This is a genomic window from Alteromonas sp. NFXS44, assembly GCF_040148705.1.
Taxonomy (GTDB): domain Bacteria; phylum Pseudomonadota; class Gammaproteobacteria; order Enterobacterales; family Alteromonadaceae; genus Alteromonas.
Genome location: NZ_JAGDEA010000002.1, coordinates 376,382 through 393,257 on the forward strand (window position 1 = coordinate 376,382; position 16,876 = coordinate 393,257).

Here is a 16,876-nt window from a genome sequence, read left to right on the forward strand (position 1 = left end):
ATTGCTTTTGCCGGCTGTCAATTTTTTGCAATCTGTGGTACATATACTTTTGTCTGAGTTGACAGTTATCTTTTTAATCTGTCTCCCGGTCGAAAAAGACAAAAAAATAACAAGTCCATAGGCATTTCTGGTTTGTATTAAGAGGTAACTGATTACCCGGCTAAGCATTTCAGAGATTGACCTGACGAATCCATCTCAATTTGTTTGTATAGACACAATACAAGTATGTGATTCAGGGAAATGTCAAAATTAATGGATAAGATTGAATTTATTGGGGTTCGCGCGTGAGTAATGTGATTTCAGTCCGGCAACAGTTCCGGCGGGTACTGAGTACTGATCCAAAGGATGCTATACCAGCAGTGTTGTTCAGCCTGATGGTGGCCACTATCGTATTTATCGGTGAGCCGCCATATGCACTGGCTAAAGAGCCTGATTTAGAAAAAACAGCACAGACAGAGAGGCATTGTCCTGACAATCTTCCCTGCCAGACAATGAAAAACCGGAGTTAAAGCTCCGGTTTTTTGTTTAAGACGAACATCTCCGGCAACAACCGGAAAGCATCAGGGGGTCTTTATGATGCCGGTTGCCCCAGCTCTGCCACTGTTGCTGAAATCATCATATTTTCCCCGCCACGGCTGACGTTCAGTTCGAGTGTTGTACCGGGATCTGTTTCGGCAATCATATCCAGTGTTTTCGATGCACTTTCCAACTGTATGCCGTCAATGGCCAGAATCACATCTCCGGCCCGCAAACCGGCCTGATCTGCAGGGCTTCCGTTGGCTACTGCCGTGACTTCAATACCGGGCGTTCCACGATATTCGCTTCCAAGGAAGCCCAGTTGTCCACGGATCACCTTGCCATTCTGGATGATGTCATCCATTACCCGTCGCGCCAGTTCATAAGGGACAGCAAAGTTGATACCGTCCACGTTACGCACGCCGTTACGGGAATCCCTGACCTGGAAGTTGGCGTTGGTAATGCCTACCAGAGTACCGTTGCTGTCAACCAGTGCGCCGCCGGAGTTACCCTGATTCAGTACCGCATCTGTCTGAATAAAATCGACGTAATTAGACAGTCCGTTGCGTCCTGCGCGGCTGACAATACCATGGGTAATAGTTTGACCGAGATCGAAAGGGTTGCCGATGGCCATGACCATGTCGCCTACGTGCAAATCAGGCTCGTCCATCTGAGGAATAACATGCAGGCTGTCCGCATTCACTTTAAGCACGGCAAGGTCAGTAAGCTGATCAGTACCAACAATCTGGGCTTCCAGAACCCGTCCGTCCTGCACAGCAACAAAAATGCTGTCGGCATTTTCAACGACGTGGTTACAGGTTAACAGATACCCATTTTCTGTCATGATGACGCCGGAACCCAAACTGGCCCGTTCACGTGCACGGTTACGGAAAATACCGGTGTCGTTTTCAATGCTTACACTATAGATGTTTACAACAGCAGGCGCGGAGCGGCTTAATGCAGTGTAATGAGATTGCCTTGCCGGACGGGTAGTGTTACCGGAGAAAAAGTTGTCACCAAAGCCTGTACCGCTTCTTAAATCCGGCATGAAGACCAGCATAAGCGCTGCTACTACAAGGCCCAGTACGATAGATTTGATGATAAATAAAAAGAATTGCTTGCCTGCCACGCCTGACTCATTCCATTTTGCCTCTTAACATTATGAACGAGGCGGGGTTCATTAATGTTAAGGATATCACCTAAATGATTGAATACCAATCAGGTCATCGGTTTAGCAAAAACAAAACGGGCCGGCAGTATTCTCTGCCGGCCCGCTATATCTTCACTGCATTTTTATTGCTTAGCGAATGACCAGATAAATGGTGGCAGTGCCCCGCCTGACATTCAGCGCAATGACATTTTCACCGGAATCATCCAGTTTCTCACGGAATTCCGCGACAGTGGTCACCCGTTGGCGGTTAACACCAATGATCACGTCTTCAGGCTGAAGGCCAATGCGTGCTGCAGGCGTATTGCGCTCGATTTCAGACACTTTCACGCCGTCGTTGCCGGCTTCGTCTTTTCCGTTCACCAGTGTTGCACCTTCCAGCGCAGGGTGAATAGTTGCGGCAGTCACTTTGCTGTCAGCAGCATCGTCGAGCACCACGTTCACGGTTTTTTCTTCGCCGTCACGAATAATCGTCAGATCAACTTCAGCGCCGGCACCCATACTGGCAATTTTGGCAGCCATTTCACGGAAACTGTGAAGACCACGACCATTCACTTCAGTGATAATATCACCGGCTTTCAGGCCGCCTTTTTCAGCCGCAGACTCCGGCGTTACTTCACGAACAAAGGCACCGCGGTTAGCACTTACGCCCATCGCTTTTGCCAGTCCGGCATCCACATCATTGCCGGTAATTCCCAGCAGTCCGCGACGCACTTCACCAAACTCGGCAATCTGATCCACGAGGTTTTTCATCATATTGCTTGGAATAGCAAATCCGATACCTACGTTGCCACCGTTAGGCCCGAAAATGGCTGTATTGATACCCACCAGCTCACCACGCAGGTTCACCAGCGCACCACCGGAATTACCACGGTTGATGGCAGCATCGGTTTGGATGTAGTCTTCATAACCGCCAATGTTCAGGCCGGAGCGGCCCATGGCAGAAATGATACCGGAAGTAACGGTTTGTGACAGACCGAACGGATTACCGATAGCTACTACATAGTCGCCCACGCGCATCTCATCTGAATCTGAAACAGGTAATGCCGTGAGTTTTTCCGCTTCAATTTTCAAAAGTGCGATATCACTTTGTTCATCAGCACCCAGCTTTTTGGCCTTAAATTCGCGGCCGTCACTCAGTTTTACGGTAATCTCGTCGGCGTTTTCAACGACATGGTTATTCGTTACTACGTAGCCTTTTTCCGAGTCGATAATGACGCCGGAACCTAACCCTTTAAAAGGTCTTTCCTGAACCTGCTCCTGCGGGCCGCCAAAGAAGTAGCGGAACATTTCCGGTACCTGCCGCGTGGCAGTTTGAGTACCTTCAACGGAAATGCTCACCACAGCCGGCATGGCTTCTTCAAGCATGGGTGCCAGTGAAGGCACTTCCTGTTTCTTATCATCGCCGAAGAAAGGTAACGCAGCGCCTGCCGTGGCAGACATACCCAAAGTACTGGCGACAACACTGGAGACAACCAACATCTGGCGTAGAGATTTCTTCATATTCGCTTACACTCCTCATGTTTCATGCGATATGGTTACTATCACTGACAGACTCAGGTAAGTGAGAAAAAGTTCCTGAATCAGTCCTTTTCTGCGGTAGAACGACCGGCGTTGCCGACAAACAAACCGGAACTTGCGTTAGCAAAGTCTTTAGGCTGAGTGTCAGAAACCGGTGCAGGTTTGGACTTTTCTCTCCCCTGCATATTGTTACGTAAATAGGTAGTAGCCTGCTCACCATAGAAAGGTACGCCCGGCGCATCACCGTCTTCGCCCTGAGTAAGCAAGGTTTCATAATCAGCAACCTGTTGCTTCAATGCCTGGCATTGCTTTTCAATAGACTCAACCGCCTGACGGGTTTGGTGAATGTGATGTGTCGCTTGCTGTGACATCAGTTCCTTAATGTTTTGCTCTGCCTGTTTTGCCGAACCGGAAGCGCCGTCACGGGTATACATATAGCGGGCAACAAAGAAGCCGATAATCAGGCCCGCAATCAGCAGGGCAACAGGAATTAAAACGTCCATTCATTTCTCCAAAAATCTCTGTGTTCATAACTATTTGAGTTAAGCACAGTAAAACAATCACTCATGCCGACTATAGCAAGTAATGAGCGTGAATGCGCATTGCGAATTGTTGCAAAATGCGGATAAGACGATAAAGTTTGATTTCGTCGTTTTTTTCGACGATTCAAAGCAAATCATTGCCTGTAAACCTTATCTGCAGCCCGGCATTGCGTTATGATAGTGTCTTATTCAGGTTTATACGGTATTTGGTTTTACTTCGACCAATACCACCCCGCATAACACACAGCGCTGCGATTCTACCTGTATTTATACGGAATTTAAGATCAGATTTTGTTTTTTCAAGGAGGTCGGTGCAGCGGACCTTCTGCCTACCTTCTATCGGGAGTAGTTTCGGCGATGACGCCATGGGAAAAATATCAGCAAGATTTGCAGTTGCCCACGTTTAAACATGATCCTGCGCAGGAAAATGCAGTCAGAGCGCTTCAGCGGTTATACGATGATCTCATCAAAGCGCCGTCATCTTCCGGATTCGGTGCAAGTATCAAAAAACTGTTCGGCAAGCAGCCAGTATCAAAGCCGGTAACCGGTATTTATTTTTACGGCGGAGTAGGCCGGGGTAAAACGTATCTGGTCGATACCTTTTTTGAATGTCTGCCATTCAGTAAAAAATCACGGGTGCATTTTCACCGCTTTATGCACCGCGTTCATGACGAGCTGAAAACCCTGCCTAATGAACCGGATCCTCTGAAAATTGTGGCTGACAGACTGGCCAGTGAAGCCCGCGTGATCTGTTTCGATGAATTCTTTGTGTCCGACATCACCGATGCCATGATCCTTGGCACCCTGATGGAGGAGTTGTTTTCCCGTGGAATAACCCTGGTGGCGACATCGAATATTGTGCCTGATGAACTGTATAAAAACGGCTTGCAGCGTGCCCGCTTCTTACCGGCTATTGATCTCATTAATAAACACACTGAAGTCATTAATGTGGACAGTGGTATTGATTACCGGCTTCGTACTCTGGAACAGGCAGAAATTTTTCATTCACCGCTGGATGCCGATGGCGATAAGCACCTGCATGAGTATTTTGAGCAACTGGCACCGGAAAATTATCAGACCGGCGAGATGATAGAGGTGAACAACCGTAAAATACCTACCCGCCGCAGTGCTGAAGGGGTGTTGTCAATCGAGTTTTCCGCACTTTGTGAAGGGCCGCGCAGCCAGAGCGACTACATTGAACTGAGCCGCTGTTATCATTCGGTGCTGGTTGCCAACGTGAAGCAAATGGGAGCAAATAACGATGACACCGCCCGCCGCTTCATTGCGATGGTGGATGAATTCTACGAACGCCACGTTAAACTTATAATGACCGCCGAGGTGGGACTGGAGCAGCTGTACACTGAAGGCCGGCTGAATTTTGAGTTTCGCCGTTGCCTGAGCCGCCTGAAAGAAATGCAATCCAGAGAATATTTGGCGCGGGAACATTTGCCCTGAGTTGGCGGGAACGCAAAACTGTTAACTCAGCGGCAAAGCCGGTAAACTGCACGACAATTTTTAAACTGTGCCTGAATTTTTTCACGGGCATTGTCAGATAAAAGTACGATACAGAGACCTAAGATGGGCAGAGCATTTGAAGTAAGAAAGAACGCCATGGCCAAAACGGCTGGCGCAAAAACCAAAGTTTATTCTAAATACGGTAAAGAAATTTACGTGTGCGCGAAGAACGGTGGTCCTGACCCGGATACCAACCTGTCGCTTAAGCGTCTGATGGAAAAAGCGAAAAAAGATCAGGTACCTGGCCACGTTATCGAAAAAGCCATTGATAAAGCTGTAGGTGGTGCCGGTGAAGATTTCGTGCCTGCACGTTACGAAGGCTTCGGTCCGGGTAACTGCATGGTGATTGTTGACTGTCTGACTGACAACAATAACCGCACAATTACCGACGTTCGTAATTGCTTCACTAAAACTAATGCCAAAATCGGTGGTCCCGGTGCAGTAGCTCACATGTTCGATCATCAGGCGATTTTCCAGTTTGCCGGTGATGATGAAGATGCTGTGCTGGAAGTATTAATGGAAGCCGATGTAGACGTGACTGAAGTGGAATGTGAAGACGGTAAAATTACTGTTTATGCACCCCATACAGAATTCTACAGTGTGAAAACCGCTTTGACTGAAGCGTATCCTGATACCACATTAGATGCCGAAGAAATCAGTTTTATTCCGCAGACTGAAATAGAGATCAGCGAAGAAGATATGCCTATGTTTGAGAAATTCATGGACATGCTGAACGACTGCGATGACGTGCAGGACGTTTATCACAACGCCATTACGCCGAACTAAGCTGTACAGAACAATTTAAAAAGGACTTCCGTTTGAAGTCCTTTTTTTGTTTGTGAATAAGCATTATTGTCGCTTACGTGTAAAAACTTCTGTAGAATGCGCGCCGGAGCTGGCCTGGCAATCGCTGCTCTCGCAAGAGAGGGGAGGAAAGTCCGGGCTCCACAGGGCAGGGTGCCAGATAACGTCTGGGCGGCGTGAGCCGACGACAAGTGCAGCAGAGAGTAAACCGCCTAAGCGCGTAAGCGCCGGTAAGGGTGAAAGGGTGCGGTAAGAGCGCACCGCGCCACTGGTAACAGTGTGTGGCATGGTAAACTCCACCCGGAGCAAGACCAAATAGGCCTTCTATACGTGCGGCCCGCACGGAAGGCGGGTAGGTTGCTTGAGCCTGTGAGTAATTGCAGGCCTAGAGGAATGATTGTCCACGACAGAACCCGGCTTACGGCCAGCTCCCATTTCTAAAAACTCCAAAAAAATCTTTCAGATCCTATCCCGTTGAATTGGCTGGTTTTCGGTCGATGTTTCATAATAAAGTATCAGTTAAGATAATATTTACCTGTAGAGAACTAATACAAATCGCGCTTTAATACGTAGGCATCGGGACAAATTAATTTGCAGGACAGAATAGCCAGAGGTTATCTGAAGCAAATTATTACAATAGGTATTTACCCATAAGGAGATCTCATGGGACAGGCAAAGTTAAGCATTCTCGCTACCGCAGTTGTGTTGGGATTAACCGGTTGTGGTGGTTCAAGTTCAAGTGTTGATGATACCCGCGAACCGACAAATACCGCGCCGGTTGCCGAAGCCGGCAGTGCGCAGGACGTGGCGACAGGCACCGAAGTTTCTCTGTCAGGCGCAGGCAGCTCTGATGCCGATGGTGATTCTTTAACATACACGTGGGCATTTACATCCGTGCCTTCAGGCAGTGATGCAACCCTATCCGGCGCGTCCGCTGTTTCTGCTGCATTCACACCGGATGTAGACGGTGAGTACATCGTTTCTCTGATAGTTAACGACGGCACAGTAAACAGTGCTTCCGACACTGTCGTGGTAACTGCCAACGCTGCGAATACCGCGCCGGTTGCTGATGCCGGTGCCGATCAAAACGTTCCGACTTCTTCAGTTGTTACTTTAAATGGTGGAGACAGTACAGATGCAGATGGCGACAGTCTGACTTTCAGCTGGTCGTTTTCTTCCCAACCTGCCGGCAGCACTGCTGAGTTAAGTAATGCTGCGTCTGCATCACCTACCTTTACTCCGGATGTTGACGGTGAATATACCATTGCTCTGACAGTCAACGACGGCACTACAGACAGTGAAAGTGACGACGTTATTGTCACCGCCAGTACCGAAAATTCTGCGCCTGTAGCAGAAGCCGGTGCTACTCAGAACGTTACACTGGCAACCCTGGTAACATTAGACGGTTCCGCCAGTAGTGATGCTGATGGTGATACACTGACTTATTCCTGGACCATTGCTTCAGCACCTGAAGCTAACACCGCAGTACTTGGCGGAGCAACGACAGCTGCCCCGACCTTTACGCCGGATGCAGAAGGTGAATATGTTGTTTCACTTATTGTAAATGACGGCACGGTTGATAGTGCTGAAGATAGTGTGACTATTAATGTGGCGAGTGGTAACTCGGCACCTGTAGCGAATGCGGGTGAAGATCAGAATGTTGCAACTGGCGATACTGTTCAACTCGACGGTGCTGCAAGTACTGACTCGGATAATGATGCATTAACTTACGCATGGAGTTTTGTTTCAAAACCCACAGACAGTACAGCGACACTAAGTGACGATACTGCTGCAGATCCTACATTCACTACAGATTTGGCGGGTAGCTATGTGTTGTCGCTTGTGGTTAACGATGGCACGGTCAGCAGTGCTGCAGACAACGTGCAAATTGAAGCCGTTGATCCACGGGTGAGATTATTCCGCAAGAGCGGTTCGTCGGATACATATAATGAGTTCAGCGTAAGCTCTCAGTTTGCCGGTAACTTCTCCCGTGAAGTCTCTGATCCGGCTCCTGAGTCTGTTACTCTGGTTACCCTGAAGTTGCTTGCCGAAGGTGGCGATTTCACCGTAACAAATGTGTCAGCCTCAGATTCACGAAACGTAGTTGTCCCATTCTTTAGTGGTATCGAAAATGGTACGGTACTGACTAAGGGCACCGAAGTGATTGTGACTCTGGACTCTCCGCCTACAGGTGGTCAGGCAACCTCATTGACCTACACATTTGAGATTGAAGAAACAGGCGAAACATTCCTGGCGGTATACCAGTTCAGTACCACTACACCATAATGTGATACTCACTGAAAAACTAACAAAAATGCGCTCTTATGAGCGCATTTTTTATTGGAAGCGTTTGTGATGAATCGTGTTGTCGTTTGCGCTGTTGAGCATGAAATCAGGTACTGAACGATAGCCGGGTGAACTGTTTGCACCGTTGTTTTGTTGTGCACTGTGCCAGCTGAATTGGAATAATGTCATCTTTCCATCCTGACCGGATGCGATAATAACCGGCGTTTTCTTTGTCAGTGCGCCGCAACTTTCCGTAATTAAATCCTGAACCTTTTCTTCAATAACGGCTTGTAACGAGGTATTAAGGAACACGGCATTACATACATTAACCTGTGCGGCTAATGAAAGTGCACTGGTGGCACTGAGAGGCATAACACGGCTGGTCAGTCGCAAAGGGTCATTGTCTTCAGTGGCTCTCAGTTCATTTATCCAGTCGATATTCACCGGGAGCCAGTGGATGTCGTGCTGAGACGGGGTTAACTGCCGGCAGGTTTGTTTGACTGTGCTCATAAGATTGCCTGCAAACGCCCTGTGATGCTCACCAAAACCGTGAATAACAACTGCTATGACGTGGTTTGACATCTTGTCCTCTCTGACATTCTTATTTATTTAAAGTGTTTATGCAGATACCAGTGAGCCATTCAGGGGTTTTCTCTCACACTTTTTAAGAATAAATCTCATTAATTTTCAAATAATCAATGGTGGTTGAAATTTGTGCTTTCTCTGCAGGTTTTGTGTTTCAATGGCTTAGCTGACACAAGATAGCCTTATTGTGTTTTTTTTCTTATATATAGATTGCTGTAAATAAGCCTTTAAGAAGCGGTCGCGATCTGCGATAGGCATTGATTTAACTGGCGTTAGCCGATATGGTTGGAAGCACAAAAGCAATAAAGCACTCAAAAATTTTTACCCGGATTAGGAACACCCGTGACGCACCCCGCCGCACTTATTGAACGCATCGTTCAGGGTGATAAAAATGCAGAAAGGCAGCTCGTAGAAAATTACTATCAGGGGCTGCTTTTTATTTTATACCGACAAACCGATTCATTATCGCTGGCTGAAGATCTCACTCAGGATACATTCGTCGTTGTTCTCAGAAAATTGCGGGACGGTGATCTCCGCAATCCGGATGCGCTGTCTTCTTTTATTCGCCAGACAGGCATTAATACGCTGATTGCCTACCGGCGTCTGCAAACCCGCAGACAAACTGATGTTTCCGATCTTACCGATACGTTTGCTGCGCAAAACCCGACTTTGCTGCACCAGCTGCATGAGCGTGATGCGTCAAATCTGGTTCTCCGGGTGCTAAATCAGTTGGGTACAGAAAGAGACCGGGAAATTCTCAGTCGTTTTTATCTGCATGATGAGGACAAAAGCACGATTTGCGACAGTCTGGATTTGACGCCTGCTCACTTTGACCGTGTATTATTTCGTGCAAGACAGCGTCTCAGACAACTTATCGAAGGTGATGATGAAGCTGCTTCCAATGTCAGGCAGATTATCGATGGTGTCATCGTGCTGATGCTGCTTGCGCCGGCAGGCGGGCAGAATGCTTTTTCTTCGCAATTTATCTCTTTTACGGAAGAGGTGAGAGTTTCCGTCTCTCACAAGCACTCTAATGGACAGAATGGCCGGATACCACAATCAGGCCAAAAAACTGACCAGGCCTTTTATGTCTGAAAAATATAATGATGAATTCACCCGGCGTTATCTTGCTAAGCAGCTGACTCCTGATGAAGAAATTGCCTTTGAAGTTGCTATGCTCGATTCAAATGAGCTGACAGAACAAGTGATACTTAGCCAGTCACTAAGTCAGGCTGTACCTGATGTGGCCGTATTACCTCAGAAAGTCAGAAAGACAGCCTCGTTGCCAGCATGGGGAGCTTTTGCTCTCGCCGCCGGAATCTCAGCCTGGATTTGGCTACCGGCAGCTCTGGTAACATCCGGACCGGAAGTGAGTCCGGCAATTGTTTATCTTGAAGATTTTCGTAGTCACGTGACTCAACCTGTGACTTTACATTTCAATGACGGTGAGCAATTTAAAGTCATCGTCAGTGATGCACCGCCAGACTTTAGCGGCTCTGTTTTCGCTCTTCTTACCAGTGCAAAGGGAGAGGAAATTGAGTCGCGGCTATTGAAGCCGAATGACAATAATGAAATCACGCTGGTTATCCGTGCCGGAGATATTGTTAACGGAAATTACCAGCTGATTCTGTCCCGTCATGGCGGCAATAATGATAATACTGAGATCAACCGGTTCTCCCTGGAAGTAAAAAAGGACTAAAAAATGGGTGGTGAAGATAGGGACTATCTTTTCGGAAAAACACGGATGCCGCTGCCTGATAAAGAGGAAATTGCAGAGATGGTGGCTGCAATTATCCCCTGGTCCGATCCCATTTCCGAAACGCCTGAGGCTCCTTACACCTCTGCTGGCATGCAAGCGTTACTGACACCTGCCAGTGAAAACCTTGTTCACCCTCCGGAGCAGGCAGAAAGCGAAAAAGTTGTCAAAATTCCTCTGAATCCCGGTAAGTTACCGGCAGGCTTTACTTATTGGGGGCAGTGGATAGCCCACGACATTATTTCACCCACTCATCCGGCACAGAATCACTATTCATCAAGGCAAGTCTCTCCGGCATTGAATATGGACAGCCTCTACGGTGAATCAGGGGGCTTACCTCCGCACTGGCTTACCGATGAGCAGGGCTTTTTCAGATTGCCTGACAATGACTGGGACTGTTTGCGTGATAATTGCAATACGCCCCTGCTGTTTGAACCCCGTAATAATGACAATACGATAATTCTTCAATTTCACAGCCAGTGGCAGCGCATTCACAACCGTATACTGGGAAGCTTATGTCAATCGCCGGAGCAAGCGTTACCTCACCTCTGCGAGGACGTATCCAGGTTTCGTAAAGCGCAACAAATCACTGTCGCTTTGTTTCACCATCTGGTTATTCATGAATGGTTACCTGCTATTCTGGACCGGCAAGTTTATGACTATTACTTTTCTGAACAGCCGCCCGCTGTCACCATACTCGGGAGCGACGAATACATATCAAGAGTGCCCTATGAATTCAGTCACGCTGCGTTTCGTTTCGGACACAGTATGGTGCGCGAAACCTATAAACTTCGTGGAAATGACAGTTTCACATTACATGCACTGCTGACTCATCAGGCTGAAAGAGGAAAGGCCATTCCGCCCATTGACTGGTCATTGTTTTTCGGCGAGTTTGCTCAGGAAGTTCAGCCTATTAACTTAATTGTAGTGTCCGGCATGGGTGGGATACCGGTTTCCCGTAATATCGCAGAGCGTAATATTGCCGCTGGCATGAAAGCAGAATTAATGACTGTTCAGGAGTGTAAACAGTATCTTGAGGGAGAATACCCTGAACTATTTAAGGGTTGCGGATTGACTATGAACGACAGCGAGTCACTGCTGACAGAGTTGAAGATGGATCCGATGAACCAGGCATCACTGTTTTATACCCTTCACAGGGAAAACCGCCTTCCGCTCTGGCCATTTCTGCTGGCCGAATCTTCCGCTCAGGAGGACAATCCGGGGCACAGAATGGGAAAACTGGGCAGCGTAATCATCGCTGATGTATTACTGCATGCCATCAATGCTGCGAAAAAACAGTTATTCCCATTGAAAGAAACACAACAAGAACTCGCCATCTGTCTGGATCAGTTCAGCAGGCAATGTGGCGTAGAAAACGCAGCATCTCTTACTATGTCTGCAATTTTATGTAAAAAGGAGTAAACCACCGTGGAGTCTTTGAAGGACGGATACTGGCAAACCAGTAAAGCCGGCGTCAACTATGTTAATCACCGCACAATTGTCCCTTCTTTAAGTAGTTATCACCCTGAAGGGCTGGGACAAAACTATCCGGTAAAGTTCATCTTTGATGAGAAAAAAGGCACTTACCAGGTGGTTCTTGGCGGGTTATGGAATGGTACCGCGCAAGCTATTATGAAACTAAGCGAATTTAAGGTTATTGATAAATCGGGTATTTTTATTTCTAACACGATTCCTTTAGATGCCGCGCAAGGCACCGATGTGGCAGGTTTCAAATCGGTACGGGTATCAATTGTTGCCTATGAATATGAGCATGAAGAAAAAACGGTACGGGAGTACACGTCAACACTTGCCTGGTTGAGAGATGGCCCGGCGGTCAATGACGGTGATCCGTCAGAGCTCATTCTGACAAGCTATCGCTGGAAACACGACGACTGAAAAAACGGCAGGAACTGACGAATGCGTTTTTCTACAAGGAATTCATTTATTGCAGGTATGCTCCGCAGAGCAGGCCTTGCAGCACCGGTCTTCTTTGTATTTGCGACGTCAGTTTTTGCTTCTTCTTCAGCTCCGCACACGTTGTGTGATGAACCGGCCGGATGGGCTGCGCTTAATCAGGTTTACGGGCAGGATGGCGTTTTCTTTCAATGTACCGGCCTTTCCGCGTCGGCATTAAACGTTAATGACGTTCAGCAGGCCTCTTTGTTGGCTTTGCTGGCTAAGTTTGATACCGGGTATGTTCAACAAGGCCTGTCGCTGCCTGATGACTTAGCGGATCAAATCGGGGCGCAGTCTGTCAGTAGTAATGACCCTTACTATCATGAGTGGTTGATAAGAAATCTGCTGATAAAACTGGAAAATATGGCCTACAGGGAAGCAGCTTCGCTTGCGGCGGAAGCTATTTCACGGGATGTTTTCGCCGGGTCTGCTTATGAAAACACAGTCAGGCTGATATACCTTCAAAGCACGTTTTCTATAGACCAATACGATAAAGTGAAGCAGATTTGTACTTCCCCGGATCTGCTGGCCAGCGTCAAAAATAATCAGCAGGAAGCTGTATTCTACGGGTTTTGTGGCTTTAATGATGTACTGTCTGAGGACTCGTCAGTCAGAGAGTCCGGATACGCACAGTTGCAACTTGGTAGCGCGAGGATAATGGCTGATACCGATCCTCATCTTTGTGCACAAATCAAAAACGGTCTGGCGAGTTATTATCAGTCGGTAGCAGATTTGCCCCGCACTGAACAGTTTCTGGAAGAGGGTATTGCCTGTTTACCAGCTCCGGAAAATTTGCAACAGCAGGAGATGCAGGACGATCTCACCAATAATCTGGCATGGGTATACCGGCATCAGGGGAAGCTGCCTGAGTATCTTGCCACGCTCAGAGAGTCGGTTTACCGCCATACTTATAATCTGGCACCGGAGAAGCTTATCGTCAGCTATGCTAATCTGGGCAGGGCTTATATGCTGGTGGGAGATATTGAAAAATCTGAACGATATTATCAGCAGGTATTGCAGGTAAGTAATGCAGAAAACTTCACTACCGATTTCGTGGATACACTTATATCTCTTGCCGGCATCGCGATTTCGAAAAATGATCTGGCATCCGCTCAAAGTTGGCTGGACGAACTGGCTCCTCTGCAGCGCACCAGACTTCAGGAATCACGATACGAGGTTTTATTTGCAAGAATAAGAGCAAGATTGTCGCCTGCAGAATTTGACGAAGATGCCTGTGTAAGAGCATTAGGGCATCTCACCGGCCAGTATTCTGTGACTCAACGTTCACAGCTGATGAGTGACTGGCTGGAGGTGCTGTTACTGGTTAAGCGTTACGGGATGGCTAAAACACTGATAGAAGACATCAGCCAGCATCGCCGGATGACATTGTCAGTGAGTCTGGCGCTTGCGAATGCCAGAATGACTCTGTTAAAGGCCGGGGGGAGCGAGCATCTTCCTGAAATCGCCGGCATTTTTTACGATGCATTCGCCAGTATTACGGAAGCTTCAACAAAATTCAGCAGTAATGAAACCGGTATGAGCTGGTTAAGTCAGTCCCGCAGACTGATCAACAATTACTTATCGGCCATTCTGCCTTCAGACGATGAGCGCATTATAGAGGAAGCTTTGTTTATCTCTGAAAGGTTCTCCGCGATTGTTTTCAACCGGCACAGAATGGCCCTGGCCAGCCAGAGTTATGAAAAAGTGGATGAGACATTGCAAAGCGAGTGGATGTTGGCAAACGCCGCTATGCCTGACCCTCAACCTTCAGCAGATAATGATGATAAGCAATTTCTCAAAGATAAACTCTGGGAGCGTGTTCAACTGGCCGGCCAGCAAAGGGAGCTTAGTGATAGTGAGCCTGTGCAGACATTCTCGTTAGATAAAATCCGTCAGAGCCTCGGAAATAAGCGGGCTATCCTGAAAATTTTTGCACTGGAGAATAAGAGTTGCGCCTATCTTATTTCAGGCCCTTACATAGAACAACAATGTGCATTCAGCCCGGATGCGCTGACTGCGTGGATAAGCGGCAGGCTGACGGAGTATCATGGCTTTAAAACCCTGTATTTACTGCCTGAAGGGCCGTGGAGAAATAGTTCTTTTGCCGCTTTGAATGATAAAACCGGAACCCGTTATCTGGGGTTTGAAATGGGGATCGTCAGGATCTTGTCTCTGATGGACTATCAGAGCGCCAGAGATGAAAACAGCGCCGCCGGTAATATTGTTGCTTTTACCAATCCCTCGAATCCGTCACCTGAATATATGTCTGACAGTGAGGCAATGCAGTGGCGCGCAGGGTTTCCTCCATTACCATGGACAGCGAGAGCAGCAGATGTACTGGCAACTTCCTTTCCTAAAGTCCCCTTACAAGTGTTTACCGGTGATGATGCAACAAACGAAAGCATCACTTCCGCGGCTGCTAGAGATGCTTCCTTATTGCATGTAGGCAGTCATGCCTGGTATTCGCCGGAGTCGCCGGAAACCGTGGGGCTGGTTACTGCAACAGGCGATGAAAATGAACATCAGGGCTATATCTCCTATGAAAATCTGTTCTCTCATGTTTTTCACAACCGTTTAGTGGTTATCAGTGCCTGTGAAACGGAAATGGGCAAATCCTATCAGGGGATCGGGATGAGAAGTTTAAGCCACGGATTTCTCTATCAGGGGGCCGGAGCAACCATTTCAACGCTCTGGAAAGTGCCGGACCGGGCAACAGCTGAATTTATGCAATATTTCTATGTTTCTTTGGCCGGTAACGGAGGCGACATCGCGGATGCCATGCGAAATGCCAGGGTGCTGCTGGCGTCAAAGCGTCGATTCCGCGATCCGAGATATTGGGGGGCCTTCGTATTTACTGTTACCGGTCCTGACTACGAATTCCTGTCATTAGAGCATTAATCTGCTTTTATTCCGGAGCCCGGTACGGCAAACTTTTCGCACAGTACGAAAGCTGCTGTCAGTACCGTTATAAACAGCAAAGGCAGGAAGTATATTCCTGCATTAGTATCATAAGCGGCCTGAATTAAATAAGTCGCTATCGCTGCCCTGCAACCTGTCAGCAGGCCATTGAAAGCACAATCTACAGGCCTGAAAATCCGCCAGAGCATGTACCCCAAAGGCATCGCCAGTATCAGGAAACCCACAATACCTGTTGTCGCCATGGTTTCGAGGTAGTCATTGTGAGCCCGCTTAGACATCTTAGAAATGCCCAGTGCCATCGGTTTGTAGACATGCTGAATATAAGGGTAAGTACCGGGACCTGTGCCTGTCACCGGATGATCACTGATAACACTGATAGCAGTATTTCTGAGGTGCATTCTGCCATTGTCGGCCATTTTCTGGTGAGCAAAACGGTCATATACCGATGACTGCATGAAAAGAACAGCAGCTGCGAGTAACATTACCGCACCGGCAGCAATGCGCTTTACAGACAACCATTCTTTTACAAGTGATTTATGACGCAGCAGGAACATTGCGCCGGCGAGTCCTGACCCGCCGGCTAAGGCGACAATAACGCCACGACTGCTGGTATTGATAAGGGTAAGAGTAAGCACTATCAGAGTCAGAATCAGCGTTACAGTAACCATTCGGGTGCGGCGGCCCCTGATATTATCGGCCAGCACACCTGCAGAAAGTGCAATACCAAAAGCAATGTAAAGTGCATATTGGTTTTTATAGCTGAAGGTCCCTCTTATGCCGTCTTGCCACTTCAAATCCCATGGCGGAATGTTACCCACCAGTTCAAATTGACCTCCACTGAAGAAATTGAGCAAAGAATACAGTGCTGTGATGGTGCATCCGGTCACCAGAATAATAATTAGTTTGTGCAATCTCTCTTCAGAATGGCAGAGAAGCCATACCGAAGGCAAAAGTAGTGCTATTCCGAGAAATTTTATCCATTCAATCAGACTGGCCTGATAGTAAACAGACAGCCGTACTTCATTTTCCTGGCCATTTAACGTGTACCAGTGGCTCATGTGAGGGGACAAAAAGTCAGTGACGGTAGCGGGAAGCGGGATCAGATACAAGGCTGCGTATAAAAGCCATGCCGCGAACATTATTAAAACGTAACGGATGCTGCCTTTAAAATGGAATGAGGATGAGAGAACGGAGAGTGCAAAAAAAATACTGATACAAGCCGCGGCAAGCACCTGTTCCCATTTTAAATCAAGTCCGTGAAACCAGGGGAAAACTACAAACAGACTACCCAGTAATACGAGGGCGGCG

The 16,876-nt window shown here is 47.7% G+C and carries 14 protein-coding genes and 1 other RNA gene; 10 read left to right on the top strand and 5 right to left on the bottom strand.

Annotated elements, in window-relative coordinates; genetic code table 11:
- Nucleotides 1-284 precede the first annotated feature (284 nt).
- Nucleotides 285-509, top strand: a complete 225-nt coding sequence (locus J3369_RS04885; RefSeq protein WP_150154233.1) for a hypothetical protein — start codon at nucleotides 285-287, stop codon at nucleotides 507-509.
- Nucleotides 510-571: 62 nt separating this feature from the next.
- On the opposite strand, the gene J3369_RS04890 is transcribed toward J3369_RS04885, so the two are convergent.
- The 3 genes from J3369_RS04890 to J3369_RS04900 all read right to left on the bottom strand — a co-directional run bounded on the left by J3369_RS04890 (nucleotide 572) and on the right by J3369_RS04900 (nucleotide 3,708).
- The gene (locus J3369_RS04890; RefSeq protein WP_303573931.1) at nucleotides 572-1,576 is read right to left on the bottom strand and encodes a trypsin-like peptidase domain-containing protein; all 1,005 of its coding nucleotides are present in this window, start codon (nucleotides 1,574-1,576) and stop codon (nucleotides 572-574) included.
- Between the two features lie 240 nt (nucleotides 1,577-1,816).
- A complete protein-coding gene (locus tag J3369_RS04895; RefSeq protein WP_349584413.1) occupies nucleotides 1,817-3,187 on the bottom strand; it encodes a DegQ family serine endoprotease in 1,371 nt (456 codons plus the stop codon).
- 80 nt (nucleotides 3,188-3,267) lie between these two features.
- A complete protein-coding gene (locus J3369_RS04900) occupies nucleotides 3,268-3,708 on the bottom strand; it encodes a ZapG family protein (protein ID WP_119500202.1) in 441 nt (146 codons plus the stop codon).
- Between the two features lie 396 nt (nucleotides 3,709-4,104).
- Between J3369_RS04900 and zapE the strand changes: the two genes are divergently transcribed.
- From zapE to J3369_RS04920, 4 genes are all read left to right on the top strand, one after another.
- Nucleotides 4,105-5,202: a cell division protein ZapE gene (zapE, locus tag J3369_RS04905; RefSeq protein WP_349584416.1), complete on the top strand. Its 1,098-nt coding sequence runs from the start codon at nucleotides 4,105-4,107 to the stop codon at nucleotides 5,200-5,202.
- Between the two features lie 123 nt (nucleotides 5,203-5,325).
- The gene (locus J3369_RS04910) at nucleotides 5,326-6,048 is read left to right on the top strand and encodes a YebC/PmpR family DNA-binding transcriptional regulator (RefSeq protein ID WP_349584419.1); all 723 of its coding nucleotides are present in this window, start codon (nucleotides 5,326-5,328) and stop codon (nucleotides 6,046-6,048) included.
- A 105-nt stretch (nucleotides 6,049-6,153) separates the two neighbouring features.
- An RNA gene (gene rnpB / locus J3369_RS04915) (RNase P RNA component class A) lies at nucleotides 6,154-6,502 on the top strand.
- Nucleotides 6,503-6,729: 227 nt separating this feature from the next.
- Nucleotides 6,730-8,352 carry a PKD domain-containing protein gene (locus tag J3369_RS04920; protein WP_349584422.1) on the top strand — a complete coding sequence of 541 codons (1,623 nt, stop codon included), beginning with the start codon at nucleotides 6,730-6,732 and terminating at the stop codon, nucleotides 8,350-8,352.
- 51 nt (nucleotides 8,353-8,403) lie between these two features.
- Here the strand turns inward: J3369_RS04920 and J3369_RS04925 are convergent, their stop codons facing one another.
- Nucleotides 8,404-8,862 carry a hypothetical protein gene (locus J3369_RS04925; RefSeq protein WP_303573659.1) on the bottom strand — a complete coding sequence of 153 codons (459 nt, stop codon included), beginning with the start codon at nucleotides 8,860-8,862 and terminating at the stop codon, nucleotides 8,404-8,406.
- 417 nt (nucleotides 8,863-9,279) lie between these two features.
- Here J3369_RS04925 and J3369_RS04930 point away from each other — a divergent pair, with 417 nt between their 5' ends.
- Genes J3369_RS04930 through J3369_RS04950 form a run of 5 tightly spaced genes read left to right on the top strand, consistent with a single transcriptional unit; the run spans nucleotide 9,280 to nucleotide 15,547 of the window.
- The gene (locus J3369_RS04930; RefSeq protein ID WP_349584425.1) at nucleotides 9,280-10,032 is read left to right on the top strand and encodes an RNA polymerase sigma factor; all 753 of its coding nucleotides are present in this window, start codon (nucleotides 9,280-9,282) and stop codon (nucleotides 10,030-10,032) included.
- Nucleotides 10,025-10,636: a hypothetical protein gene (locus J3369_RS04935; RefSeq protein WP_349584428.1), complete on the top strand. Its 612-nt coding sequence runs from the start codon at nucleotides 10,025-10,027 to the stop codon at nucleotides 10,634-10,636. The genes J3369_RS04930 and J3369_RS04935 overlap by 8 nt, the downstream gene beginning before the upstream one ends.
- A gap of 3 nt (nucleotides 10,637-10,639) precedes the next feature.
- A complete protein-coding gene (locus J3369_RS04940; protein ID WP_349584431.1) occupies nucleotides 10,640-12,115 on the top strand; it encodes a peroxidase family protein in 1,476 nt (491 codons plus the stop codon).
- 6 nt (nucleotides 12,116-12,121) lie between these two features.
- The gene (locus tag J3369_RS04945; protein ID WP_119500210.1) at nucleotides 12,122-12,589 is read left to right on the top strand and encodes a hypothetical protein; all 468 of its coding nucleotides are present in this window, start codon (nucleotides 12,122-12,124) and stop codon (nucleotides 12,587-12,589) included.
- 21 nt (nucleotides 12,590-12,610) lie between these two features.
- Nucleotides 12,611-15,547, top strand: coding sequence for a CHAT domain-containing protein (locus J3369_RS04950; protein ID WP_349584434.1), 2,937 nt, complete (start codon nucleotides 12,611-12,613; stop codon nucleotides 15,545-15,547).
- Here the strand turns inward: J3369_RS04950 and J3369_RS04955 are convergent.
- A complete protein-coding gene (locus tag J3369_RS04955) occupies nucleotides 15,544-16,707 on the bottom strand; it encodes an O-antigen ligase family protein (protein WP_349584437.1) in 1,164 nt (387 codons plus the stop codon). The genes J3369_RS04950 and J3369_RS04955 overlap by 4 nt on opposite strands.
- Between the last annotated feature and the right edge of the window lie 169 nt (nucleotides 16,708-16,876).

What these genes read in the sequence shown, in the direction of transcription:
- J3369_RS04890 (WP_303573931.1), bottom strand. Translation starts at nt 1,576, where the DNA reads ATGCTGGTCTTCATGCCGGATTTAAGAAGCGGTACAGGCTTTGGTGAC.
- J3369_RS04895 (WP_349584413.1), bottom strand. Translation starts at nt 3,187, where the DNA reads ATGAAGAAATCTCTACGCCAGATGTTGGTTGTCTCCAGTGTTGTCGCC.
- J3369_RS04900 (WP_119500202.1), bottom strand. Translation starts at nt 3,708, where the DNA reads ATGGACGTTTTAATTCCTGTTGCCCTGCTGATTGCGGGCCTGATTATC.
- zapE (WP_349584416.1), top strand. Translation starts at nt 4,105, where the DNA reads ATGACGCCATGGGAAAAATATCAGCAAGATTTGCAGTTGCCCACGTTT.
- J3369_RS04910 (WP_349584419.1), top strand. Translation starts at nt 5,326, where the DNA reads ATGGGCAGAGCATTTGAAGTAAGAAAGAACGCCATGGCCAAAACGGCT.
- J3369_RS04920 (WP_349584422.1), top strand. Translation starts at nt 6,730, where the DNA reads ATGGGACAGGCAAAGTTAAGCATTCTCGCTACCGCAGTTGTGTTGGGA.
- J3369_RS04925 (WP_303573659.1), bottom strand. Translation starts at nt 8,862, where the DNA reads ATGAGCACAGTCAAACAAACCTGCCGGCAGTTAACCCCGTCTCAGCAC.
- J3369_RS04935 (WP_349584428.1), top strand. Translation starts at nt 10,025, where the DNA reads ATGTCTGAAAAATATAATGATGAATTCACCCGGCGTTATCTTGCTAAG.
- J3369_RS04940 (WP_349584431.1), top strand. Translation starts at nt 10,640, where the DNA reads ATGGGTGGTGAAGATAGGGACTATCTTTTCGGAAAAACACGGATGCCG.
- J3369_RS04950 (WP_349584434.1), top strand. Translation starts at nt 12,611, where the DNA reads ATGCGTTTTTCTACAAGGAATTCATTTATTGCAGGTATGCTCCGCAGA.
- J3369_RS04955 (WP_349584437.1), bottom strand. Translation starts at nt 16,707, where the DNA reads ATGTTCGCGGCATGGCTTTTATACGCAGCCTTGTATCTGATCCCGCTT.